Annotated in this window: 21 protein-coding genes and 1 tRNA gene; 7 read left to right on the forward strand and 15 right to left on the reverse strand. The window is 60.2% G+C overall.

What is annotated here, in order from left to right:
- Positions 1 to 23: 23 nt before the first annotated feature.
- The 7 genes from aroA to ASD46_RS04195 all read right to left on the reverse strand — a co-directional run bounded on the left by aroA (position 24) and on the right by ASD46_RS04195 (position 5288).
- Positions 24 to 1301, reverse strand: a complete 1278-nt coding sequence (gene aroA / locus ASD46_RS04165) for a 3-phosphoshikimate 1-carboxyvinyltransferase (RefSeq protein ID WP_025592537.1) — start codon at positions 1299 to 1301, stop codon at positions 24 to 26.
- An 84-nt stretch (positions 1302 to 1385) separates the two neighbouring features.
- Entirely contained in the window at positions 1386 to 1937 is a 552-nt protein-coding gene (locus tag ASD46_RS04170; RefSeq protein WP_025592535.1) for a LemA family protein, read from the reverse strand.
- Positions 1938 to 2015: 78 nt separating this feature from the next.
- Positions 2016 to 2978 carry a glycine--tRNA ligase subunit alpha gene (locus tag ASD46_RS04175; RefSeq protein WP_013635520.1) on the reverse strand — a complete coding sequence of 321 codons (963 nt, stop codon included), beginning with the start codon at positions 2976 to 2978 and terminating at the stop codon, positions 2016 to 2018.
- 100 nt (positions 2979 to 3078) lie between these two features.
- Entirely contained in the window at positions 3079 to 3273 is a 195-nt protein-coding gene (locus ASD46_RS04180) for an NfeD family protein (protein ID WP_003515179.1), read from the reverse strand.
- 20 nt (positions 3274 to 3293) lie between these two features.
- Positions 3294 to 4163, reverse strand: coding sequence for a S49 family peptidase (locus ASD46_RS04185; protein WP_025592532.1), 870 nt, complete (start codon positions 4161 to 4163; stop codon positions 3294 to 3296).
- Between the two features lie 87 nt (positions 4164 to 4250).
- Positions 4251 to 5051, reverse strand: coding sequence for a tRNA1(Val) (adenine(37)-N6)-methyltransferase (locus tag ASD46_RS04190; RefSeq protein WP_025592531.1), 801 nt, complete (start codon positions 5049 to 5051; stop codon positions 4251 to 4253).
- Between the two features lie 6 nt (positions 5052 to 5057).
- Complete coding sequence (locus ASD46_RS04195) at positions 5058 to 5288, reverse strand: DUF2007 domain-containing protein (RefSeq protein ID WP_003515173.1); 231 nt, start codon at positions 5286 to 5288, stop codon at positions 5058 to 5060.
- Between the two features lie 111 nt (positions 5289 to 5399).
- On the opposite strand from ASD46_RS04195, the gene ASD46_RS04200 reads away from it, so the two are divergent.
- The 4 genes from ASD46_RS04200 (at position 5400) to moaB (ending at position 9915) form a co-directional block, all read left to right on the forward strand.
- Positions 5400 to 6416 carry a polyprenyl synthetase family protein gene (locus ASD46_RS04200; protein WP_003515172.1) on the forward strand — a complete coding sequence of 339 codons (1017 nt, stop codon included), beginning with the start codon at positions 5400 to 5402 and terminating at the stop codon, positions 6414 to 6416.
- A gap of 191 nt (positions 6417 to 6607) precedes the next feature.
- The gene (locus ASD46_RS04205; protein WP_013635516.1) at positions 6608 to 8452 is read left to right on the forward strand and encodes a tetratricopeptide repeat protein; all 1845 of its coding nucleotides are present in this window, start codon (positions 6608 to 6610) and stop codon (positions 8450 to 8452) included.
- Positions 8453 to 8458: 6 nt separating this feature from the next.
- Positions 8459 to 9343, forward strand: a complete 885-nt coding sequence (locus ASD46_RS04210; protein ID WP_025592528.1) for a 4-(cytidine 5'-diphospho)-2-C-methyl-D-erythritol kinase — start codon at positions 8459 to 8461, stop codon at positions 9341 to 9343.
- A gap of 26 nt (positions 9344 to 9369) precedes the next feature.
- A complete protein-coding gene (gene moaB, locus ASD46_RS04215) occupies positions 9370 to 9915 on the forward strand; it encodes a molybdenum cofactor biosynthesis protein B (protein WP_003515169.1) in 546 nt (181 codons plus the stop codon).
- Between the two features lie 44 nt (positions 9916 to 9959).
- Here the strand turns inward: moaB and ASD46_RS04220 are convergent, their stop codons facing one another.
- The 5 genes from ASD46_RS04220 to ASD46_RS04245 form a co-directional block, all read right to left on the reverse strand.
- On the reverse strand, positions 9960 to 10838 hold the full coding sequence (locus ASD46_RS04220; protein WP_025592524.1) for a dienelactone hydrolase family protein: 879 nt from the start codon (positions 10836 to 10838) through the stop codon (positions 9960 to 9962).
- Positions 10839 to 10948: 110 nt separating this feature from the next.
- On the reverse strand, positions 10949 to 11977 hold the full coding sequence (adhP, locus tag ASD46_RS04225; RefSeq protein ID WP_003515167.1) for an alcohol dehydrogenase AdhP: 1029 nt from the start codon (positions 11975 to 11977) through the stop codon (positions 10949 to 10951).
- 149 nt (positions 11978 to 12126) lie between these two features.
- Entirely contained in the window at positions 12127 to 12528 is a 402-nt protein-coding gene (locus ASD46_RS04230; protein WP_003515166.1) for an MAPEG family protein, read from the reverse strand.
- Between the two features lie 114 nt (positions 12529 to 12642).
- On the reverse strand, positions 12643 to 14148 hold the full coding sequence (gene guaB, locus ASD46_RS04235; protein WP_003515165.1) for an IMP dehydrogenase: 1506 nt from the start codon (positions 14146 to 14148) through the stop codon (positions 12643 to 12645).
- Positions 14149 to 14432: 284 nt separating this feature from the next.
- Positions 14433 to 15434 (reverse strand): MBL fold metallo-hydrolase, encoded by a 1002-nt coding sequence (locus ASD46_RS04245; RefSeq protein ID WP_025592523.1) that lies wholly within the window; start codon positions 15432 to 15434, stop codon positions 14433 to 14435.
- Positions 15435 to 15627: 193 nt separating this feature from the next.
- Between ASD46_RS04245 and ASD46_RS04250 the strand changes: the two genes are divergently transcribed.
- Positions 15628 to 17025, forward strand: a complete 1398-nt coding sequence (locus ASD46_RS04250) for an MDR family MFS transporter (RefSeq protein WP_003515163.1) — start codon at positions 15628 to 15630, stop codon at positions 17023 to 17025.
- Here the strand turns inward: ASD46_RS04250 and ASD46_RS04255 are convergent, their stop codons facing one another.
- From ASD46_RS04255 to ASD46_RS04265, 3 genes are all read right to left on the reverse strand, one after another.
- A complete protein-coding gene (locus tag ASD46_RS04255; protein ID WP_003515161.1) occupies positions 17026 to 17766 on the reverse strand; it encodes an RlmE family RNA methyltransferase in 741 nt (246 codons plus the stop codon).
- Complete coding sequence (locus ASD46_RS04260; protein WP_025592521.1) at positions 17763 to 19394, reverse strand: Ppx/GppA phosphatase family protein; 1632 nt, start codon at positions 19392 to 19394, stop codon at positions 17763 to 17765. Before ASD46_RS04260 ends, ASD46_RS04255 begins: the two co-directional genes overlap by 4 nt.
- A 166-nt stretch (positions 19395 to 19560) precedes the next feature.
- Positions 19561 to 19637, reverse strand: a tRNA-His gene (locus ASD46_RS04265).
- Between the two features lie 361 nt (positions 19638 to 19998).
- On the opposite strand from ASD46_RS04265, the gene ASD46_RS04270 reads away from it, so the two are divergent.
- Positions 19999 to 23742, forward strand: a complete 3744-nt coding sequence (locus ASD46_RS04270; protein WP_035197894.1) for a PAS domain-containing sensor histidine kinase — start codon at positions 19999 to 20001, stop codon at positions 23740 to 23742.
- An 85-nt stretch (positions 23743 to 23827) separates the two neighbouring features.
- Complete coding sequence (locus ASD46_RS04275) at positions 23828 to 25486, forward strand: ABC transporter permease (RefSeq protein WP_035197892.1); 1659 nt, start codon at positions 23828 to 23830, stop codon at positions 25484 to 25486.
- Positions 25487 to 25544 lie beyond the last annotated feature (58 nt).

Genomic DNA, 25544 nt, shown 5'->3' on the forward strand with positions numbered 1-25544 from the left:
GGGGCGGTCTCCTCCAGCCGGTTTCAGTGCTGCGGCTCGGCAGCACTTTCCTTTTCGTTATAGTCGACGCCGAGCGAGGCGAGCGCCTTCCAGTAGCCCGGATACGTCTTGCCAACGCAGGCCGGGTTCTGGATGGCGATGCCGCCGATCTTCAGCGCCGCCAGCGCAAAGCTCATGGCGATGCGGTGATCGGCAAAAGTATCGATGGAGGCATCGACCGTCTGACCGGCCAGCGCCGGGTCGGCATGCACGATCAGGTCGTCGCCTTCCTCATGTGACAGACCGTTGCGGATTTCGTTGAGGCCGAGCGAGACGGCGCGGATGCGGTCGCATTCCTTCACACGCAGATTGGCAATGCCGACGAAACGTACTGGCGTTTCGTTGAACGCGGCGAGAACGGCGATGGTCGGAATGGCGTCCTGCATCTGCGAACCGTCGATTTCAGCGGGCAGATGCGGAAACTGCGCCATGACCTCATAGGCCTTGGCATCCGGCTGGGTGAACTTGTCGGCGGGCGTGCCGATGTCGATCGCACCGCCGGTCAGAAGTTCCGCGCCCCACAGATACGTGGCGGCGGATGCATCCGGTTCGATGTGGAAATCGGTTGCCGTGTAACCTGTCGGATGCACGCGCCAGATGGCGTTGCTAACTCGCTCAATCTTCGCACCGAAAGCTTCCATGGCTGATGTGGTGAGGTCGATATAACCCTTCGCGCCGATTTCCTCGCCCTTGAGGATGATATCGACAGGCTTGTCGCCGCAGGCGGCCGCCATCAGAAGTGCCGACACATACTGACTGGAGAGGTTGGCATCGATGGTGACGCTGCCCTTCGGGAAACCCATGCCCTTGCCCCGCACGGTAACTGGCGGGCAGCCGGTCGGCGCATCCGCTTCGACGCCGAGGGCGCGCAGCGCTTCCACCAGCGGCATGATCGGGCGTTTGCGCATGTGCTCGTCGCCATCGATGATGACGGCGCCATCCACCAGTGCTGCAGCCGCAGTCAGGAACCGAGTGGCTGTGCCGGCATTGCCAAGAAAAAGCGGCTTTTCCGGCTGTTGAAGCACGCCTGTACCCTCCACCACGAAGGTCGTGGCGTCAGGTTCTGTCACCTTAACGCCCATGGCGCGCAGGGCTTCGGCCATATAGAGCGTATCATCGCTCTTCAACGCGCCGGTTAGGCGGCTTTTTCCCTTGGCGAGGCCAGCCAGCAGAAGCGCGCGGTTGGTGATGGATTTGGAGCCGGGTGGCTCTACCTTGCCGGAAAGCGGGTGGCCGGGCGGGGTGATGGTCAGTTCGATCATGATCGTCGTCTTGTCAAAGAATGCGGCAGAGAGCCGGAATACAGGAATGTCGGCGGGAGGATTTGGACCCTGGGAACGGTGGCCTTAGAATTTCACGGTCGGCACGGCGCGGTCGGCCGGGTTGTCGATCTCGAAATAAGGTGCCTTGGCAAAACCGAACTGGCCGGCGATCAGATTGGATGGAAAGCTTTCCACCCTGACGTTCAGATCGCGCGCGGCGCCATTGTAATAACGGCGCGACATCTGCAGTTCGCCCTCGATTGTTTCCAGCGAGCGCTGCAATTCCAGAAAGTTCGTGTTGGCTTTCAGATCAGGATAGGCTTCAGCGAGCGCAAAGAGCTTACCGAGCGCCTGCGACAGCATGCCTTCCGCCTGGGCGCGGCCTTCGACATCGCCAGCCGGCACGGCTTGGGCCCGGTTGCGCATGGCAATCACCTCTTCGAAGGTGCTTTTTTCATGCGCCGCGTAGCCCTTCACGGTCTCGATGAGATTGGGAATGAGATCGGCGCGGCGTTTCAACTGCACGTCGATGCCCGACCACGCCTCCTCCTTCATCTGCCTCGCCTTGACGAGGCCGTTATAGATGAAGACGACATAGAGCGCGATTGCCGCGATGATTGCCAGCGTGATGAACATTCCCGACCCCTCCTCAAGAGGCGCGAGCGCCGCAACGGCACCCGCACGTTAGACTGTTGCCCCGCCTTACATAAAGGTTCAGGCGGCCCTGTTCCAGTTCAACCCGCCCGCATCCGTGAGCAGGAAGGCTTCGCCGCAGGCTTTTGCCAGCGTGCGCACGCGCAGGATATAGCTCTGGCGTTCCGTCACCGAGATCACGCCGCGCGCATCCAACAGGTTGAAGACATGGCTTGCCTTGATGCACTGGTCATAGGCCGGGAACACGCATTTATGCAGGCGCTGATTATCATCATCACCCGGCGCGCCCGCGGCGAGAAGCGCCAGGCATTCCTTTTCCGCGTCGATGAAATGGCGATGCAGCATGCCGGTGTCGGCAAATTCGAAATTATGGCGGGAGTATTCCTGCTCGGCCTGCAGGAAGACGTCACCATAGGAGATCTTCTCTTCACCCTCGCGGCCGTTGAAGTTGAGGTCGTAGACATTGTCGACGCCCTGAACATACATGGCCAGACGCTCCAGACCGTAGGTCAGTTCGCCAGCGACCGGCGAGCATTCGATGCCGCAGACCTGCTGGAAGTAGGTGAATTGCGACACTTCCATACCGTCGCACCAGCACTCCCAGCCGAGACCCCAGGCGCCGAGCGTCGGGCTTTCCCAGTCGTCTTCAACGAAGCGCACATCATGCAGCAGCGGATCGAGACCGATGGCCTTCAGCGAACCGAGATAGAGTTCCTGAAGGTTGGAAGGGTTGGGCTTCAGAATGACCTGATACTGGTAATAATGCTGCAAACGGTTGGGGTTTTCACCGTAGCGACCATCAGAAGGCCGGCGCGAGGGTTGCACATAGGCAGCCTTCCACGGCTTCGGGCCCAGCGCGCGCAGCGTCGTTGCCGGATGAAACGTACCAGCGCCCACTTCCATATCATAGGGCTGCAACACCGCGCAGCCTTTGTCGGCCCAGTAATTGTGCAGCGTCAGGATCAGCGCCTGAAAGGAACGCTTGGGGTTCATATGGTCTGGAATATCGGTCATTGCAGTCATCGCGGCGTTGTGAGGATAAGTAAGCACTGACTTACTTCGGATGCGGACTGGTGCCACGGCATGGCGAAGGGGTCAAGGATTTATGCGTGGAGACACCGGCTTACGTCTCATCCTCACGCTTCACGCGGTATTCGCCGGTTTCGGGATCCTTGATCAGCGTGCCGATGGCGCCGGTTTCGCGTTCCTTTTCGCGCTGCTTCGATTTTGCCGAAAGCTTTTCCGCATCGCGAACGAAGCGGCGGTAGAGGATGACGGATCCCACCACCAGAAGAACAATTGTAATAAGCTGCGCCATAAGGCCCTATTCCTGCGACATCATAGACCGAAACGCGACCACAATGCCTTTTCTTCGGCAACTTCCGCAAGTCCCGAGACGGCGCCTGCCGCAAGCCTTTCGGCATTGAGGCCGAGTGCCGCATTCACGCCCGGCACTTTTTTGCCGAACAGCGAGCGCCCGCCGGTGACGAGCTGAAGCTTGACCTTCGTCCCGTAACGGCGGCGCAGAACTTCCCTCATGTCGCCCAAGCCGTCGATCAGGCCGAGATCCAGGCCACGCATACCGGTCCAGAACAGGCCGGAGAAGACCGTCTCATCGCCCTTCAATTTTGCACCGCGGCGCATCTTGACCATATCGATGAAAACATTGTGGATTTCGACCTGAAGCGACTTCAGATATTCGATGTCGCCCTCTTTTTCCGGCTGGAAGGGATCGAGGATGACCTTGTTCTCGCCGGCGGTATAGACGCGGCGCTCCACCCCGATCTTCTTCAACATTTCGGGGAAACCGAAACCACCGGAAACGACGCCGATCGAACCGACGATGGAGGTGGGGTCGGCGATGATCTCGTCGCCGGCAAGCGCGATCATGTAGCCACCGGAGGCCGCCACATCCTCAACGAAGATCAGGACCTTCTTGTCCTTTTCCTCGGCAAGCTGGCGGATGCGATTATAGATCATTCGCGCCTGCACCGGCGAGCCACCGGGAGAATTCACGGAAATGGCGACGGCTGGCGCGTCCTTGATGGCAAAGGCCTTTTCCAGCAGCGGTGCATAGGAGGCAAGATTGAGAGCGGGGCGGAACTGGTTGCCGCCAGCCATGATGGCGCCATGCATGCGCACAACCGGGATGACGAGTTCTTTTTTGCGAAAGCGTTTCGGCACCAGATACTTCAGAAAACCCACAATTCACTCCTCGCAGCATTTGCCTGTTCGTCACGGATGTATGTATTGCCCTGCAAAACACAATGGTTTGCGGCCGGAGGAACGGCGAATTTATAGGCCAGGCCCGATTGCCTTTACATTACGGCGATAGGCGGTGCGGCCATTATTCAGGTCATCCACGATGGGCGTGAAGGCATGGCTGCCGGTCTCGTGCATGACGAGCGGCGCCCGGAACGACAGCCGCGCCCGCGACCCCTTGATCGCCGTTACGAGCATGCGCACCGCGTCCTCGCCGGGGCGTGGGTGGATGAGTGTGATCTCGATGCCGCCGAAACGGCTGCCACACGCGGCAATGATCTCCGCCACCGATTGCGGCCGTGCAATAAGGGAAAGCTGCCCGCCTGGAACCGTGATAGCACCTGCGGTCCTGATCCAGTCCTCGAACAGGCCCTCTGTCATGGCGTGGGCCTCAGCCTTCAGCGCATCGGGCGTGCGGCGGTCACCTGCATCATTATAGGGCGGGTTCATGATGACGTGGTGAAAATGCCCGTCCGGCAGACCGGCCTCGACGCGCGCCTTGCCACGCAGCGTCACGTCGGCCTCACACACGCTGATACGGGCGGAAAAAGCGGCATTTTGCGGCAATGCCAGGCTGCGGCGGGCAAATTCCACCATTTCCGGCGAACGTTCGAACAGGGTCACTTCGGCCTTTTCAAGCCGCGTGGCGACCGCGAAACCTGCCGCGCCCGCGCCCGCGCCGAGATCGGCTATACGGCAGGCGCGCTCGTCCGCCACCATCGAGGCAAGAAGCATGGCGTCCATGCCGGCGCGGTGCCCCCTGCCCTTGGGCTGGAGAATGTGAAAACGGCCCCGGTGAAACGCATCCAAAGTTTCCGAAATCTCACCGCCCACGTTCGTTTACGCCTCTTCGTTGCGCAATTCGTCGCCCAGACCGGCATCCACGAGAATGCGGCGGGCCTCACCGGCGCGGTCTTCCTCCACCAGGAACCGGCGGGGCAAAAGACCGAGCGAACCTTCCAGAATGCTCATTGCCTGATCGGCGACAAGGCAATGGATGCCGGCGTCCTTCATCAGGCTTTCGGCGAAGGATAACAGCACGGCATCGTTGGTACGGATCAGTTCACGCATGGATAAGCCCCAAATTCCCATTTTTTTGAATGGCTAGCGGCAATTCGCCCCTTGCCGCGACAGGCGCCAGTTTTTATTGTCGAACTCAAATTCGAACAGGAGTCCTGTCCCTTGGGCGTCGTCATACCGCTTGAAGAAAGCAAAAACAAACTCGCATCCGTCAAGCCGCTTGTCGACCTGACCCGTGCCGACATGGAACGGGTGAACCAGCTTATCCTCTCCAGAGCCGGTTCCGATGTCCAGATGATACCTGAGGTGGCCAACCATCTGATCTCGTCCGGAGGCAAACGCCTGCGGCCGATGCTGACGCTGGCCTCTGCCTCGATGTTCGGTTACGAGGGCGACCACCATATCAAGCTCGCCACCAGCGTGGAATTCATGCACACGGCGACGCTGCTGCATGACGACGTGGTGGATGAAAGCGATCTGCGCCGTGGCAAATCCACCGCCCGCACCATCTGGGGCAACCAGGCAAGCGTTCTCGTCGGCGACTTCCTGCTCGGCCAAGCCTTCCGCATGATGGTGGATGTCGGCTCGCTGGATGCGCTCGATGTGCTGTCCACCGCCGCTTCGGTCATCGCCGAAGGCGAAGTGCTGCAGCTTTCGGTCGCCAAGAACATGGAAACGACCGAGGACGATTATCTGCAGGTGATTCGCGCCAAGACGGCCGCCCTTTTTGCAGCGGCCGCGGAAGTTGGCCCCATCGTCGCCAAAACCGACAAGGCAAGCCGCAGCGCGCTGAAATCCTACGGCATGAATCTCGGCCTCGCCTTCCAGCTCGTTGACGACGTGCTGGATTACGGCGGCAAATCCGCCGATCTCGGCAAGAATACGGGTGACGATTTCCGTGAGGGCAAGATAACCCTGCCGGTCATCCTGTCCTATCGCCGCGGCACGCAGGATGAGCGCGCCTTCTGGCGCAACGCCATCGAAAACGGTGAAAGCAGCGACGAGAACCTCGAAAAGGCGCTCGGTCTCATCACCAAATACAACGGTCTTGGCGATACGATCGGCCGCGCCACGCATTACGGCACCATTGCCCGCGATGCGCTTGCACCGCTGCCGGAAAGCCCGTGGAAAAACGCGCTTCTGGAAGTCATCGACTTCTGCATCGAGCGTCTCAACTGACGCTGGAGGCCTCAGGCAAACGGCGGATGGACAAGACCGTCCGCCGCTGTTTCGGACTGGGTGTCCCGCAAGGGGAGATTGTGGCGCGGGCCATAATTTCTTGCGGGGTTGCTTCAAAAAAGCCATTCTATCGTGACCAAACAATGGAAACTGATTTTTCCGTGCTTCTGCACAAAGGCAAAGGTTCCCTCATGCGGCGTAAACCAGCACTTCGTCTTCTCTGCAGCGCGGCTCTTGCCGCCGCTCTCGCACTTGGCGCGGGTGCAAGCCCCGGCTTTGCGGAGACGAAAACGGAAGCCAAGGCCGTTACTTTCGATCCTGCCAAGGTAAATACCTTCTCCGGCGCATTCCTTGCCGCGCGCAATGCCGATGTCGATCAGGATTACCCCACCGCGATTTCGCTCTACAAGAAGGCGCTGGAATTCGATCCGGCCAATTCGGAAATCCGCCAGCGCCTGATGATCGCCGAACTCTTGAGCGGCAATTTCGAGGCTGGCGCCAAGATTGCCGATTCGATGAAGGACGATACCTCCGTCGAACGCGTGACGACCATCGTGCGCGGCCTCGACGCCATCAAGGACAAGGAATTCGTCAAAGCCGAGAAAATCCTGAAATATACCGGCCCGAACGATCTCGACCGCATGGTCAACACGCTTCTGACGGCATGGGCGCGCGCCGGTTCAGGCAAGCCCAAGGAAGCGCTGGCCCTCGTCAACAACATGAAGGGTCCGGGCTGGATTTCGATTTTCCAGAAATACAATGCCGCGGCGATCGCCCTTGTCTCCGGCAACACAGATGCTGCCCGCAAGAGCCTCAATGAGGCCGTGACGGATCGTGAAGGCGGGGCAACCGCTTCCGACACCTATATGCGCGCGGTGATGGCGCTTGCACGGCTGGAAGCTTCAGCCGGCAACAAGCAGAAGGCGCTGGACGCAATTGCGGTCGGCGACACTTTTGCGCCGAACTATGCGCCTCTCAAAGCGCTTCGCCAATCCATCGAGAAGGGCGAGAAGCCGCCGCAGCAGATCACCAATGCCGTTGAAGGCGCGGCTTCCGTGATGTTTTCCATCGCGGGCGCGCTGAACCGCGAAGGTGCCGAAGAGATCGTCACGCTTTACCTTCAGACGTCGCGGGCGCTCGATCCGCAAAGCGCCGATACGCTGATCCTTCTCGGCGGACTTGCCGAGGCGATGAAACAGCCCGACCGCGCCATCGCCTTCTACCGCGACGTGCCGAAAGATTCGCCGATGCACCGCATCTCCGAGCTGCAGCTCGGGCTGACGCTGGCGCAGACGGGCAAGGTGGAGGAAGCGCGCAACCACCTGCAATCCCTGCTGCAATCCGATCCGAAGGATATCCGTTCTTACCTCGCCTATGGCAGCGTGCTTTCCGACGCCAAGGACTACAAGGCCATGGCCGAAAACTACGACAAGGCTGTCGAGGTGATCGGTGCCGTGCCGCAGAAGTCGGACTGGACCGTGTTCTTCCAGCGCGCCATCGCCCATGAGCGCCTGAAGGAATGGGACAAGGCCGAGCCGGACTTCAAGCGTGCGCTCGAACTCAACCCGGAACAGCCGCAGGTGCTGAACTATCTCGGCTATTCCTGGGTGGACAAGGGTATCAACCTCGACGAAGCGATGAAGATGATCAGCCGCGCGGTCGAGCTTCGGCCGAATGACGGCTACATCGTCGATTCGCTTGGCTGGGCGCATTTCCGGCTGGGCGCATTTGACCAGGCCGTGACCGAACTGGAGCGGGCAATCGAGCTCAAGGCCGGCGATCAGACTATCAACGATCATCTGGGCGATGCCTACTGGCGTGTCGGTCGCAAGATCGAGGCCGTGTATCAGTGGAACCGCGCGCTGATTGGCGACAATGACGATCTGGACAAGGCCAAGGTGAAGGAAAAGATTGCCAACGGCCTGCCGCCGCTGGAAAAGGACGCCGAAAACACCGCCAAGAAGGAGGCCGCGCCGCAGCCGCCGGCTCCGCCAGCACCGGCCCCTGTTGCCCCTGCCCCGGACAAGAAATCCTGACGCGACATGCGCGCGGATGACATTACCGGGGCTGTCGAAACAACCGAGGCGGCCCCGGCCAAGATCAATCTGGCACTGCATGTAACCGGTCAGCGGGCAGATGGTTATCATCTGCTCGAGACGCTGGTGACCTTCACCGAAGCAGGCGACGCGATCCATGTTCGTGATGCCGATGCCGACACTTTCTCCATCTCCGGCCCGTTTGGCGATCTGCTGCGCGCAGGCGATGGCGGCAACAATCTCGTCGTCCGTGCCAGAGACCTTTTGCGTGATGCGCTTGTGGCGGCAGGTCAATCGGCACGCCCGGTTGCCATCCATCTCGAAAAGAACCTGCCGGTCGCCTCCGGGATTGGCGGCGGCTCAGCGGATGCGGCAGCGACACTGCGGGCGCTGTTGCGGCACTGGAATGCCGGGATTGTTTCTGAAAATCTCGCACCCATCGCGCTTGCGCTTGGCGCTGACGTGCCGATGTGCCTTGAAAGCCGCCCACTCATCGCACGAGGTATCGGCGAGGATATCGAGCCGGTCTCCGATCTGCCGGAATTCTTTCTGGTGCTGGCCAACCCTCTGAAAGCGGTCTCGACGCCGGAGATTTTTCGGCGATTGCTCGACAAGGCCAACCCGCCCCTGCCGGAGCGGAAAGAAGGCGGCTGGATGGATTTTCTGGCGCAAAGCCGAAACGATCTGGAAGTCCCCGCGAAGGCACTCCTGCCGGATATCGGCGCAATCGCCGGTATGCTGTTGCAGGAAGGTGCTTCCCTTGTGCGCATGTCCGGTTCGGGTGCCACCTGTTTTGGACTATTTCATTCCTTCGAGGCCGCCCAAAAAGCGGAAACATCGCTTCGAAACAAGCGCCCCGGCTGGTATTTTCAGGCGACGCGGACCATCTGAAGACAACACAATTCGAGGATAAGGCCATGGCAGGCGAAAGACCCTTCATTCCCCTCGGCATCGCGGTTCTGACCGTTTCGGACAGCCGCACGCTTGAGAATGACAAGTCCGGCGACACGCTAGTCGCACGCATAGAGGAAGCCGGACACAAGGTCGCCGCCCGCACCATCGTGGCAGACGACAAGGCTGCTATTTTCAACACCGTGCGCGACTGGACGCTCAACGGGAGCGTGGATGTGGTCATCACCACCGGCGGCACCGGCTTTACAGGCCGCGACGTGACACCCGAGGCGCTGGAACCCCTCTTCGAAAAGCGCATGGACGGCTTTTCCGCCATCTTCCATCGCATTTCCTATGAAAAGATCGGCACCGCCACCATCCAGTCACGGGCGACCGGCGGCGTGGCAAACGCCACCTTCATCTTCGTGCTGCCCGGCTCTCCCGGCGCCTGCAAGGATGCCTGGGACGGTATTCTCAAAGCCCAGCTCGATTACCGCCACCTGCCCTGCAATTTCGTTGAGATCATGCCCCGGCTTGATGAGCATTTGAAACGCGGGGCTGGCGGCGTCTAGAGTGGAATTTCAGGGGTTGTCCGTCACAGCGGACCAAAACCCCATCACGCCAGATATTTTTTGAAGAACTCCGTTGTCCGGCCCCAGGCGAGATCGGCCGCGGCCTTGTCGTATCGCGCCGAGGACGTATCGTTGTTGAAGGCGTGGTTGACGCCGTCATAAACGAAGATTTCGAAGGTTTTGCCGTTTTGCTCCAGCGCCTTTTTATACGCGTCGATACCGGCATTGATGCGCTCGTCCAGACCGGCATACTGTAACAGCAGGGGCGCCTTGATAGCAGGCACATCGGCCGCCGGCGGTTGCTGGCCGTAATAGGCGACACCGGCATTCAGGCCTGCCGATTTGGTGGCGAACCGGTTGACCAGCCCGCCGCCCCAGCAGAAACCGACCGCACCAACCTTGCCGTTCGCACCCTGCCTTGCAGCGAGCCACACCCGACCGGCTTCGGCATTGGCGACTGTTGCGTCCATATCGAGGCCGCTGAACATCTCCCGTGCCTTATCCTCGTCCGAAGGCGTGCCGCCCTGCGGCGACAGAAAATCAACCGCAAGCGCCCTGAACCCCGCAAGCGCCACGCGTCTTGCCACATCGCGGATATGGTCGTTCAGGCCCCGGTTTTCATGGATGACGATAACCGAGCCAATGGGGCCGGAAACCGATTTCGGCGTGACGAGATAGCCCTTCATCTCGCCACCGGGGGCGGGATAGGTCACCTCTTCCGCAACGATACCCGCATCATCAGGCGCGACGATTGCCGCACGGGCGCTGTTGGCCGAAAGAAGCGGCGCGATTGCGGCAGCAGCTGCGCCGGAGCCGGCAAGCAGGCTGAGCTTTTCCATGAATTTGCGGCGATCGAGGCTGAGATGGGTATATTCATCGTAAGCGTCGATCATGGCCTGCGTAATCTTCGGCTTGTCGTCCATCGCTCTCTTCTCCCTGAACGCGCAGATGCACAGGGAGGATAGCGCAGATCGTCGCCCGGTGAACAAGCGGCGGCACACTTTTGCGTGAGCGCCGCCGCTGGTCATCTGTCTCAGGCGGCAAGGTCCACGACGATACGGCCGTCGATCTTGCCCTCTTCCATGCGACGGAAGATGTCGTTGATGTTTTCGAGTTTGTCCCAGGAGAAGTGAGCGGCTACCTTGCCTTCACCAGCGAAGGAAAGCGCCTCCTCCAGATCCTGCCGCGTGCCGACGATGGAGCCACGCACCGTGATGCGCTTCAGCACCGTTTCGAAAACCGGAATGGAGATGAAGCCCGGCGGCAGGCCAACAAGTGCCATCGTGCCCTTGGAGCGCAGGAAACCGTAGGCCTGCTCCATGGCTTTGGGCGAAACCGCCGTCACGAGCGCGCCGTGGACGCCGCCGGTCGCCTTCTGCACCTGTTCCACCGCATCCGGCGCCCGACCGTTGACGGTAAAATCCGCGCCCAGCTTTTTCGCAAGCTCCAGCTTGTCGTCATAAATATCGGCGGCAACGACATGCATGCCCATGGCCTTGGCATATTGCACGGCCATATGACCAAGCCCGCCAATGCCCGATATGACCACCCATTCGCCGGGCCTCACTTCGGTTTCCTTGAGACCCTTGTAGACGGTGACACCGGCGCAGAGCACGGGTGCAGCGGGACCGAATTCCAGATTGTCGGGAAGTCGGCCAACGAATTTCGGATCGGCAAGCCCGTATTCCGCAAAGCTGCCATTGACGGAATAACCCGAGTTCTTCTGACTTGGGCAAAGAGTTTCCCAGCCGGTACGGCACGGAATGCAGCATCCGCAGGCGGTGTAAAGCCACGGCGTGCCGGCGCGGTCGCCTTCCTTGATGCCGGTCACGCCAGCGCCGATCTTGGCGACGTAGCCGACGCCTTCATGGCCGGGGATGAATGGTGGATTGGGTTTGACCGGCCAATCGCCCGTTGCGGCGTGCAGGTCCGTGTGGCAAATGCCGGTCGCCTTGTAATTGATGAGAATTTCACCCGGGCCGGGATCCGGTATCGCCACTTCCTCGATGGTCAGCGGTTTGCCAAATGCGCGGACAACCGCGGCCTTCATTGTTTTAGCCATGACATACTCCCTAATCTCTGCTCGCCTGAAATTCTCGACGGCGAGGCAGAGACTACCGGGGATGGGGCGTCACGGAATTGACCCATCGCAAATCGCAGCATTTTAGAGGCGCGATTGTCTCACTTATGAAGCAACCTTACGGTGCCATCTCACTCCAGCGCCAACCAGATGGCGAGCCAGCCCCAGAGGCAGACGAGAAGCGCGAAACCAATCGCGAACAATGGCGCACGATAACGCAAACGGTTGCTGGTGACGTGAACGAAGGAGTGCGCATAACGGGAAATCACGAACAGCCAGGCCAGAACGACGGTAACGATATTGTCCGCGTCGGTAATATAAAGCAGCAGGCAGACGGGGTGGAAGAGAACCGGAAGCTCGAACTGGTTGGCAATGTTTCGGTTGACCAGATAGCTTTCGCGCCCTTCCTGTCCCGTATCGCGATATCTGAGCGCGGTGTCACGGTCCGTCAGCGTGTATTTTTTGCGGCGGTAAAGCAGTAGGGCGTAAAGAACGAACACGAGAAATGCATGGGCTATCATCGGCCAGAACATTGCGGTCGTTGGTGACATGCTTTCTCCTCCAATCACAATAACGCTCCCCGATCCGGCATGAATCGGGGAGCGCCAAATACTGAGACTATGTTGTTGCGGATTCGGTTCGAAAGATCAAACCGCGCCGGGGTAGTTCGGGCTTTCGCGAGTGATCGTCACGTCATGGGCGTGGCTTTCGCGCAAGCCCGCGCTGGAAATGCGCACGAAGGTGGCGCGCTCCTGGAATTCCTTGATCGTGCCGCCGCCGACATAACCCATGGCAGCCTTCAGGCCACCGGCCAGCTGGTGCAGGACGCCGGAGACCGGACCCTTATAGGGAACCTGACCTTCGATACCTTCCGGAACGAGCTTCAGCGTGTCTCGCACTTCCGCCTGGAAATAACGGTCGGCGGAGCCGCGCGCCATGGCGCCAACGGAACCCATGCCGCGATAGGCCTTGAAGGAACGGCCCTGATAGAGGAACACTTCGCCCGGGCTTTCGTCCGTGCCGGCCAAAAGCGAGCCGATCATGACGGCGGAGGCGCCGGCGGCAATAGCCTTCGCCAGATCGCCCGAGAACTTGATGCCGCCATCGGCGATGACAGGAATATCTGCAGCATTGGCCACTTCGACCGAGGCCATGATCGCAGCAAGCTGCGGAACGCCAACGCCGGCGACGATACGGGTGGTGCAGATGGAACCAGGGCCGATACCGACCTTGACGCCATCGGCGCCGGCATCGATCAGTGCCTTGGTGCCGTCAGCGGTCGCAACATTGCCGGCGATGATGCGAACGGAGTTCGACATCTTCTTGACCACCGAAACGGCATCGAGCACGCGCTGCGAATGGCCATGCGCGGTATCGACGACCAGAAGGTCAACACCGGCATCGATGAGGCGTTCTGCGCGCTCGATGGCATCGGCACCGACGCTGATTGCGGCAGCGGCGCGAAGACGGCCCTGCGCATCCTTGGTGGCGTTGGGGTTGAGCTGCGACTTCTCCATATCCTTGACGGTGATGAGGCCGACGCAATTGCCCTTTCCATCCACCACCAGCAGCTTTTCAATGCGATGTTTGTGCAGCAGACGGCGCGCTTCCTGCTGATCGACGCTGCTTTCCTTGACCGTAACAAGGTTTTCGCGGGTCATCAGTTCATAGATCTTCTGCTGCGGATCGGATGCGAAACGCACGTCGCGGTTTGTCAGAATGCCGACGAGACGGCCATTCTTGTGGCCGCCGGCACCGCCGTTTTCAACCACCGGAATGCCGGAAATGCCGTGCGCCTTCATCAAAGCCTGTGCTTCTGCCAGCGTGGCATCCGGGCCGATGGTGACCGGGTTGACGACCATGCCGCTCTCGAACTTCTTTACCTGCCGGACTTCTTCGGCCTGTTCGATGGGGGTAAGGTTGCGGTGGATGACGCCGATGCCGCCGGCCTGCGCCATGGCGATGGCAAGGCGGCCTTCCGTGACCGTGTCCATGGCGGAAGAGAGGATCGGCAGGTTGAGATCGATATCACGGGCAATGCGGGTGGCGATATTCGTCTGTCCCGGCATAACCTCGGAATGTCCGGGTTGCAGCAACACATCGTCAAATGTGAGAGCGTCCAAACCAGTGGGTGTTTGAATGATGCGTGCCATGACCAAATTCCTTCATAATGAAAATGCGTGGCCGTCCCGGAACGAAAAGTTCACCCCGGCGCCCTGCAAGGATTGCTTGGAAGTTGGCGAGGGCTGGTAACACGTTCATGACAGGAAGGAAATAGAAAAAACCCGGAATGACCTTCCGGGCTTATTCTGTTGCTGCATTGCAGCAGGCGTTAAAGAGCGTCCTGTGGATCCTTGTTCCGCACGACGCGCTTTAACTGCTTGTTTTTACGCATGTCGTTATCGCAAAACCGCTTAACGCTTTTGCGCGATATGCATCAGATGTCGAACTGGTAGGACTTCGGCACGAAACGGTACCCCGTATCCAGCTTTTCCGCGTAACCGACCGCCGGGAAAGGCATGTGATAGCCGAGGAACGGCAGCCGGTCCGTGGCGATCATGTCGTAGACCTTCTTGCGGGTTGCAGCTGCCGCCGCCTTATCCATGTCGAACTTCACTTCCCAATCCGGCTTTTGCAGCGACAGGACGAAATGGTTGGCCGTATCAGCCGTCAGGATCAGCTGCTTGCCTTCGGATTCGACACGGAAGATCATGTGGCCCGGCGAATGGCCAAACGCCGCAATGCCGGTGATGCCGGAAACCACGTCAGCGCCGTCGCCGATGAAGGTCGCCTTTTCCGCCAGCGGTTTGACGTTGGCGATGACGCCCTTCTGGCCGCCTTCGGCAGGCGTGCCAACCCGCTTCTCGTCCGTCCAGAAATCATATTCCGCCTGGCCGAAAACATAACGCGCCTTGGGGAAGGCCGGCGCGCCCTTTTCCATCAATCCGCCAATGTGGTCGCCGTGCATGTGGGTCAACACCACCACGGTCACGTCGTCAGGAGAGTAACCGGCAGCCGCCATGCCTTCGATAAGACGGCCGTTACCGGCGCCACGGCCGGACTCGCCGAAACCCGTGTCGAACAGCACGAGGTCCGTGCCGGTATTTACGAGAACCGGCGAGAAGGAATTGACGAATTGCTCCTTCGGCAGAAAATTGTCTTCCAGCAGCTTGCCGACGGTTTCCGCCGACTGATCGGTGCCGAAGGTCTCGCCCGGATTGGGCGCGGCGCGCGCGCCATCCTTCACGACAAGCACTTCGAAATTACCAAGCTTGAAGCGATTGGTTTCAGGCGGCATGGCGTGTTTGATCTCCATGGAAGTTTGCGGCTGGTTCGTCTGCGCCGTTGCGGTGCGCGCCATCAGAAGCGGCGCGCCGAGAACGCTTGCTCCCGCCACACCGATAAGGCCGCGTCTGCTCATGCTCAAGGATTGAGTCATCATTTTTCTCCCGATTCTCGCCAATGTCACTTTGCCCAACGGACAATAGAGCGAGAAAGTTGCAAGAAAACCGGCCTCACGCAGGTTTGATCGGAACTTCAGAAATTGATAATTAACGTGTTGGCAAGTCGGCCCATCAGGCGTAGGAGGAACTGCGATACCATTGTCGCAGCGGAGAGCCGCAGGCAGCCTCATGAACCGCATCATTCCCCTGATCCTGGCAGTCGCTCTCTTCATGGAGCAGATGGACTCCACCGTCATCGCAACGTCGCTTCCGGCCATTGCGGCCGATCTTCATGTGGGTCCGATCACGCTCAAGCTCGCACTCACGGCCTATATGGTGTCGCTGGCGATCTTCATTCCCATCAGCGGCTGGATGGCCGACAAATACGGCGCGAAGAAAATCTTCCGTTTCGCCATCGGCGTCTTCGTCGTCGGTTCGATCTGCTGCGCGGTCTCGTCATCGGTATTCGAATTCGTCGTTTCGCGCTTCCTGCAAGGCATGGGCGGGGCGATGATGACGCCCGTTGGCCGCCTCGTCCTCCTGCGGACGACGCAACGCAGCGAACTGGTTTCCGCCATGGCGCTTTTGACGATACCGGCGCTTGTCGGCCCTCTGACCGGCCCGCCGATCGGCGGCTTCATCACCACCTATTTTTCATGGCACTGGATTTTCCTCATCAACGTGCCCATCGGCGTCATCGGCATCTGGCTGTCGACGATCTTCCTGCCGGAAATCGAGACCACCAATCCGCCACCGATGGACGGCAAGGGTTTCGTGTTATCCGGTCTCGCAGCATCGGGCGTGGTTTTCGGCGTGTCGGTCGTCAGCCTTCCGGCACTGCCGCCCGCCATCGGCATCGCTTCGACGGTCATCGGTTTCATCTGCGGCTTTCTTTATGTGCGCCACGCGGCAAACCACCCTGCCCCCATTCTGGATTTCCGCATTTTCCGCAACCCGACATTCCGGGCGGCCACCGTTGGCGGCACCGCCTTCCGCATTTCCACGGGCGCCATTCCCTTCCTGATGCCGTTGATGTTGCAGATCGGTTTCGGGCTCAACCCGTTTCAATCAGGCATGATCACCTTTGCCGGGGCAATCGGCGCGATCACCACGAAATTCATGGCCAAGCGGGTCTTTGCCGCAACGGGGTTCAGATCAACGCTGATCGGAGCCGGCATCGTCGGCGCCTTCACGACGCTCGCCAACAGCTTCTTCACGCCGGAAACGCCCTACCCGCTGATCATGATCTGCCTGGTCACGGCGGGCTTTGCCCGTTCCTTCTTCTTTACCGGATCCAACGCGCTCAGCTATTCCGATATAGACGACAGCCAGGCAAGTCAGGCAACTTCGATGGCGTCCGTGCTGCAACAGATCAGCCTTGCGCTCGGCGTGGCTTTCGCAGCCGCCATCCTGGAAGTCAGCAGCATGTTATCCGGCTCGCATCTGCAGCTTGCCGATTTCCACGTTGCCTTCACCATCGTGGCGCTGGTCTCGCTGTTTGCAATCGTGCCGATCATCCGCATGGACGCGCAAGCGGGCGCGGCCGTTTCCGGCCACCGCGGCAAGGTCTCGCAACCGGCAGAATGATTAGTCTTCGTCCGCCTCATCCACGTGCATAACGGACTGCGTTTCGGCTGTCCGGCCCTTGAAATGCTTGGCGAGCAGGAACATTTCGACCGATTCCGAGCGCGAGGACGCCGGCTTGATATGCAGGACCTGCTTGAAGTTCTTCTTCAGCATGTCGAGCAATGCCTTTTCCGTGCCGCCCTGGAAGGTCTTGGCGAGGAAATGGCCGCCTTCCGCCAGCACCTGAACCGCGAAATCGGCCGCGACTTCGCACAGATGCATGGTGCGGATGTGGTCCGTCTTCTGGTGGCCCGTGGTTGGTGCCGCCATGTCGGACAGCACCAGATCCGGCGTGCCGCCAACGGCCTCCATCAACTGGTCCGGTGCGGTCGGATCGAGGAAGTCGAGCTGCAGGATCTTCACGCCGGGGATGGGATCGATTTCGAGAAAATCGATAGCGGCGACGCGGATATCATCCTCGGTGGAATCGGTAACCTTAGAAGCGATCTGCGACCAGCTTCCGGGTGCCGCACCAAGGTCGATGATGCGGGTGGCACCCTTCAGGATCTGGTGCTTGTCGTTGATTTCCAGAAGCTTGAAGGCGGCGCGGGCGCGATAGCCTTCCAGCTTGGCGCGCTGCACATAGGGGTCGTTGATATGACGTTCCAGCCAGCGGCGCGATGAGGCCTTGAGCTTGGTCTTCTTGACCTTCTGACCGATCTTTCGGCCGGTGCGATTGGTGCTTGTGGGCGCCTTGCTCATGTCAAACCTTCCGTTCTGTCCTGCCGTGCCATCTGCATGCGCCTTATCCGGTTACGCCGCCATGCGCCGTCATCCGCCATCATATCCGTCAACAGGCCTTCGCGCAGCCCGCGATCGGCCACACGCATGCGCCGCGCCGGCCAGCGACGGCGAATGGCCTCGAGGATGGCGCAGCCGGCCAGAACCAGATCGGCCCTGTCAGGACCGATGCAGGCATTGGCGGCGCGGCCGGCAAAATCCCATGCCAGAAGCTTGTCCTGCATCGCCGTCACCTCGGTATCTGAAAGCCAGAGGCCATCCACCTTGCGGCGATCGTAGCGCGGCAGGTCGAGGTGAACGCCCGCAAGCGTCGTCACCGTACCCGAGGTTCCGATCAGGTGAAAATCCTCGTGATGCGCAAGCGGCGCCAGAGGCGGGCACTGGAAGGCATCCAGCAGGCCTTCGACTTCCCGCACCATGGCGGCAAACACATCCGGCGTCACATCGCGGCCACCATGGCGTTCCGAGAGGGTAACAACGCCGACCGGCAACGATGTCCAGTGGGTGATGTGGTTGGCGAGCCGGTTGGAACGGTTTTCGCCGACCTTGATGACCGCGATTTCCGACGATCCGCCGCCTATATCGAACAGCACCACCGAACGGGCTTCACGCCCGACTAGGGAAGCGCAACCCGAAACGGCGAGACGCGCTTCCGTCTCGCGGCTGATGATCTCAAGCTTGAGCCCGGTTTCCCGGGTAACCCGCTCCAGAAACTCCTCGCCATTGGTTGCTGCCCGGCAAGCTTCGGTGGCGATGAGGCGCATACGCCTGATCGGGCGTCCAGCAAGTTTCGAGGAGCAGACCTTGAGAGCCTCCACCGCGCGATCCATGGCATCGTCTGAAAGACGGCCGGTCGATACCAGCCCCTCGCCCAGCCGGACGATGCGCGAAAAGGCATCGACGACCCGGAACTGGCCGGGCCGTGTCGGCTGCGCGATCAGCAGTCGGCAATTATTGGTTCCGAGATCGAGCGCCGCATACATGTCCGTTGCGAATTCGGAGCCATGCTCTTGATGGCGGGCGCCGTGACGGGCGGACATTTCGGATTGTTGCCGGTGCGGTTCCTGAGCCGTCCCATTGGCGCGACCGTTCTGCTTGCCAACATGTCGGGGCGCATGGGAGGGAACCAGCGGGCGACCCTGCGGATCGCGGCTGCGCGGATCACGGTGAGCCCGCTTGCGGTTACGCGACTTGCGACCACCGGCAGGCGGCACGGAGGATGGATTGGTGGCATCCGTTGCGACGACATTCTCTGGCTGTTCACTGGCAGCAGGCGGCGTCTGATGGGAGGTGCCTTTGCCACGGGAACGCCGACGCCGCTTTCTTTTGCGCGGTTCGGCATCCGGCTCGAGAGCCGATACATAGGGGGAACCGGCCGGAACATCTGCGGCAACATCATGCGACAGCACAGCAACGTCACGGGGTTTACCGTCACGCCTGTTTTTCTTGCCACGACGGGATCGCTTCGCTTTCCCTTTGTTTGCCACCGACGCCCCTTGTTCCGACGGCTTTGGGCCGTTTCCGGGGTCGATCACTGTCTTGTCCATTTCGCCGCGCACAAGCGTAGACGCTATGCTGCTGGCTTTCATAAGGTTTCGTTGGGCGGACAATACCAGCGCAAGAGATTTTAGCCAAATGGTTTTTGGAAGCGAGGAAACCGCACAGTCGACGCGCAGCAAAGACATGCGTTTGCGATAACCCAAATCGGGTTTGAAATCGCTGCAATGATTTTCAGGAATTTTAGGAAATTGGAGATGGTACGGTTGGGGGGTCTCGAACCTCCGACCTCAGGTGCCACAAACCTGCGCTCTAACCAACTGAGCTACAACCGCACATCAAACGCCGAACCGGCGCCACGGGGGGTGACATAAAAGGTGTTTTCGCTATTTGCAAGTCCTTCAGCGAATTTTGCGAAAAAAGGCTTGGAAAGGCAAGCCGTTTTCATGGCGCCAGAGCTGGCAACAGTCGATAGCCGGGTATACCGCTTGCAATCTGGAACGGGGCCAGAACGGGTCTCGCCGGGCCTGTTCATGTTAACTCTATTTGGCGATTCATTCAGGCGGCGGTGGACCGCGCCGCCCTGTGAAGTTATTTAAAATTCTGTTAACGTGGTGCCTCAGCGGGTTTACGTTTCAGCTTCATGAGGAAGCCGAAAGCCTCGCAAGGTCCGGTAGTGCCAGAATAGGTTTCGACATGCCCGCCGTCCAGTATCCCTTTATCGATATCGCAGTGCATGAACGGGTGCGCGAAGGTTTCGGGCGCGGCGAGGCGATGGCTTTGTTCTCGCTCGATCTTCAGAGTGCGCTCTGGGCCAATGGGCGCGGTGCAGCGCTGTTCGGCACGCCGATGGTCTATGATTTTCTCGAACAGGGACCCAAACGGCAGGACGTGACCTTCCGGCAGCTGGCCGCGACGGCGGCGCGTCTTTCGAAGACGGGCGACAGCCTGCCTTTTACCATTCGTATCAATGCCGGCTTCCGCAGCCTTGCCGTTACCGCCAAGGCGGAAATCATCGAGGCCGAACCGGGCCAGCCTGCTATTCTGTTTTCCGCCCTCACCGATCAAGCCGCACCCGACACGGCGGAATGCGCAAGGCGCATGATTGAAGGCTTTGACGATCCCGACATCCATATCGCTGTCATCAATGGCGATAACGAGGTCGTTGCCGCCTCGGCCAAGTTTGTGTCGCTCGGCATCACGCCGCATACGGCAAGGACGCTGGTTAGGATGGCTGCAGGTCAGGCTGGCCACCTCGTCAAACGGCCCGTGCCGACCGGCAAGGGTTACATGCCCGCCGCCGCCGGCCAGATCACGACATCGCCAGAACTCAATCTGTTGTTCGTGGTCGAAACCGCGCTCGGGACGCTCGATCCCGTTAACGGCTTTGCCGAAGACAAGCCGCAGGAAACCCCGGCCGCCGCCCAACCGGCTTTGCCGGTCGCCGAGACCGCGCCTGTTGCCGCAACGGCTGCCTCGTTCGATTCCGTGCTCGACGCCGTCGCCGGGATAGAAGATGTGGAGGACGTGCCGGAACTGCCTTCCGACGTCGAAGACGAAGTGACTGTGGAACAGGATGAGGAAACCGTCCTGCCATTGCTTGCAGCAAAAGAAGAAACGGATGCTCCGGCGGATGTCCCGCTGGAGGATGCCGATACGGCTGCGAATGCGGCGATGACGGACGATATTGCCGATCTCTTCGAACTGGATGCGGATGAGGCAGAGGTTCCGGCAGCTGGTCAGGCTTCCAGCGAAGACCATACCGAACAGGCCCCGGACGTGGAGCGCGCAGAGGCGGAAGATGAGGTCGCTGAAACAATAGCGGCGCAGGACGCTGCACCCGTTGAAGAGGATGCCCCGGCGGCCGTGGAACCGACCGACGAACCCCGGCCTTTTGTCTTCAACGCCGGTGCGCGTGCATCCCGTTTCGTCTGGAAAATCGATGCCGAGGGCCGCTTCAGCTCGATCTCGCACGAATTTGCGGAGGCTGTGGGCGCGAAGGCGGCAGCTGTCGAAGGCATGAGTTTTGCCGATGTGGCGGCACTGTTCAATCTCGATCCGGAAGGCAAGATTCGCGAGCTTCTCGGCCGCCGTGATACCTGGTCTGGCAAGACGATCTATTGGCCGGTTGAAGGCACGTCTCTCATGGTGCCGATCGATCTCGCCGCCCTTCCCACCTATACGCGCTCGCGCGAATTTGACGGTTTCCGTGGTTTCGGCATCGTGCGGCTGGCCGATGCCGCAGAGGATCCGCACGCCACCGGCCTCACCTTCCTGCACGGCGAAGACATCCTTCAAACCGAGGTTTTGCCGCAGCCGGCTGCCGCGGATGAAGACGAGGAATTGCTGGCTTTTCTCGATGAGCTCGATGAGGAAATCCCGGCCGCTGAAGATGCGCCAGCCGAGATTTCGGACGAAGAGCGGCCCCACGATTACAGCCCGCCGGAATTCGAAGTGCCGGCCTTGGCAATCGTACCGACCCCGGAACCAGAGCCGGAGCCAACCTCCGACAAGGTCGTCCATCTGGAAGAGCGCCGCTGGCGCTCCCGCGAGGGCCTGACCGCAGGCGAGCAGGCCGCCTTCCGCGAAATTGGCCGGACGCTGGCACCCGTAGATGCCGTTTCAGACGAAGGCCCGAAGGCGGAAGAAGACGCTCCTTCTACCGATCCGGCTGCACAGCATATCCAAGACGATATCGACGCGGTAACGCAGGTGGACCTGCCGCCCGTGCTGGAAGAAGACGTTAATGTCGCAGAACCGGCTGAGGAAGACGATCTCTTCGCGGACTATGTTCGCGGCGAACGCCCTGCGGCCACTAACAAGCCTGCCGATGAAATCCAGATCGAAGAAAAGACAGTCGCCTTCAACGAGGTGGTACCGGCGGCCGATATCGCCGCTGCGATGGTTAGCCCACCGCTGCGCCCCGCCGATGCGCTGAGCGCCGAAACGCTGGACCAGATGCCCGTGGCACTGCTGGTGCATGCCGGTGACAGGCTGATCCATGCCAATCCGGATTTTCTGCGGCTGACGGGCTACGGCTCTCTTGATGAATTGGACGAGGTCGGTGGACTGGAAGCCCTGCTGCAACGGCAGGAGCTTGAGGATATGCCTGATAACGAAGGCGGCATGGTCGTCGTCAGCGCCGAAAATGACATCATTCCGGTCAAGGCACGGCTGCAATCCATCCGCTGGGAAGACACCAAGGCGCTGATGCTGTCGCTGGTTCCGCTGGAAGAAAAGCAGGCACCGGTGACGGCAGCCAACGAGAATACGTCAGCGGCGGAAACCGCGAATGCCGACACAGGCAGCGTTTCCGTATTGCAGGGCGAAGTCGAAGAACTGCATTCCATTCTGGAAACGGCAACGGATGGCGTGGTGCTTTTGGGAGACGACGGCGAAATCCGTTCGCTCAATCGCTCCGCCAGTGCGCTATTCAACTACGACAATGGCGAAATCGCAGGAAAGCCCTTCGTCACCCTGTTTGCGCATGAGAGCCAGCGCGCGGTGCTGGACTATCTTTCCGGCCTTGCCAATAACGGTGTCGCCAGCGTGCTGAACGATGGCCGCGAGGTGATTGGCCGCGAGGCATCCGGCGGTTTTCTGCCGCTGTTCATGACGATCGGGCGGCTCAAATCCTCGCACGGCTATTGCGTGGTCATCCGTGACATCACCCAGTGGAAGCGCACGGAAGAAGAGTTACGCAACGCCAAACGCGCGGCGGAAACCGCCAATGCGCACAAGACCGATTTTCTTGCGCGTGTCAGCCACGAAATCCGCACGCCTCTCAACGCCATCATCGGCTTCGCGGACATGATGGCGACCGAGCGTTTCGGGCCGATCGGTCATCCGCGTTATGTGGAATATTCCAATGATATCGGACGTTCGGGCCGGCATGTGCTCGATATCGTCAACGACCTCCTCGACATCTCCAAGATCGAAGCCGGTCAGATGGATGTCGATTTCATCGCGGTTCCGCTGAACGAGACGGTGGCCGAGGCGGTCTCGCTGGTGCAGCCGCAGGCCAACAATCAGCGTGTCATCATCCGCACGGCGCTTTCGCAATCCGTTCCACAGATCGTTGCCGACCTGCGCTCGATCAAGCAGATCGTGCTCAACATCCTGTCGAACGCCATCCGCTTCACGCCATCAGGCGGCCAGATCGTGGTTTCCACCGCCTATGAGGCCAATGGCAGCGTCGCGCTGCGTATCCGCGATACGGGCATCGGCATGACGCGGGCGGAGCTGGAACAGGCCATGAAGCCGTTCCGGCAGGTGGCGTCATCGGGCAAGCGCGTGCGCGGCGATGGCACCGGGCTCGGCCTTCCCTTGACCAAGGCGATGGTGGACGCCAACCGTGCGAACTTCTCCATCACCTCGACACCGAACGAGGGAACGCTGGTGGAAATTACCTTTCCGTCGCAGCGGGTTCTTGCCAACTGAGGCCATGCGGGCGTAGCAATGCGGGAACCGCCGGCTAAACGGACAGCCGGTTGAGGCTTTCGCAGGACAGCAGGCTGGCATTTCCATGACGGTTTCCATTCCGGCAACAAGACGCGTTTCATTGTTGCCCATCACGGCGGTCATCGTCGCAGCCATCGCTGCCATGCCTGTTCTAGCGGTCTTCTGGCTGGCGCTGACCGGCAGCACGGAAGGATGGCAACACCTTCTAGCCAACGTTCTGCCGCGCGCCGGGTTTCGCACCTTCCTGCTGCTGGCGATGACGGCCGCAACGACGGCATTGTTCGGCATTGTCTGCGCCTGGCTCGTCACCACATTCGAATTCCCTTTGCGGCGGGTATTGTCGGCGGCACTTGTCCTGCCGCTCGCCATTCCCTCGTATCTGGCAGCCTATGCTTTCGGCGAGTTCCTCGATTTCACCGGCCCGGTACAAAGCGCCCTTCGCGCCGTCTTCGGCTATCACAGCATCCGCGACTACTGGTTTCCGGACGTACGCTCGCTTGGCGGCGCCGTGGTGGTTCTGAGTTCGGTGCTTTACCCTTACGTCTATCTCTCGGCCCGCGCCGCCTTTTCCATGCAGGGACGGTTTGCGGCCGAAGCTGCGCGCACGCTTGGTGCGAAACCGCTTGGCGTATTCTTTTCCGTTCAATTGCCGATGGCGCGGCCGGCGATCGCCATCGGTCTTTCGCTGGTCCTGATGGAAACGCTGAACGATATTGGCGCTGTCGAATATCTCGGTGTCCAGACGCTGACTTTCACGATTTACGAGACCTGGCTCAATCGCGGCAATCTTGCCAATGCGACACAGATCGCCGCTGTTATTCTGCTCATCGTCGGCGCGTTGATCTTCATCGAACGCAATGCCCGCGAAAAACAGCGCTTTGCCGCTCCAAAAGCCACGTCCATGGCGCAACGCCACCGGTTGAAAAGCCTTCGCGGCTGGCGGCGCTGGTCTGCAAGCCTCTTCTGCATCGTTCCCGTGGCGAGTGGTTTCCTCATTCCCGTCATCGTCCTTGGCGGTTACGCCGCAAAAAGGCTGGATGCGCTGTTTGCGCCGAAGCTGCTGAAAGCACTCGGTCACAGTCTCGAGGTCTCGCTTTCCGCCGCCTTCGTCACCCTGATTGCGGCTTTCGTATTTTCCTATGCCATCCGCACCGAGCGCTCGCGCACGTCAAAGGTGGCCGCGCGACTTGGCTCCATGGGATATGGCGTGCCGGGAACGGTGCTCGCCATCGGCGTGCTCATTCCCCTGGCCGGTCTCGACAATCACGTCGACGGGTTTGTCCGCTCCCATTTCGGATTTTCGAGCGGCCTGCTGCTGTCAGGCACTGCCTTTGCCATCATCTACGCCCATTCGGTGCGCTTCATGACCATGGCGGAGGGAACGCTTGATGCCGGGTTCCAGAAGCTCTCGCCGCATATCGACATGGCCTCGCGAACGCTTGGGCGCAACCGGTTGCAGACACTGTTCAAGGTGCTGTTGCCGAATATGCGGCCTGCGGCGCTGACAGCCTTTCTTCTGGTACTGATCGAATCCATGAAGGAGCTGCCGGCGACGATCCTGCTGCGGCCCTTCGGCTTCAACACGCTCGCCACGCTGGTCTATGAAGACGCGTCCCGCTCAAGGGTGCAGGATGCCGCCGTGCCGGCGATCATCATCATCATTGCCGGGCTTATCCCCGTGCTTCTCGTGTCGAAATCGATGGATCATCCGGAAAACCGCTGAAGGCAACCCGCATGGCGGCAAAAAGAAAGGCGGCCTCTCGGCCGCCTGTATTAGTTGT

The organism is Rhizobium sp. Root491 (assembly GCF_001427205.1).
GTDB lineage: Bacteria > Pseudomonadota > Alphaproteobacteria > Rhizobiales > Rhizobiaceae > Agrobacterium > Agrobacterium tumefaciens.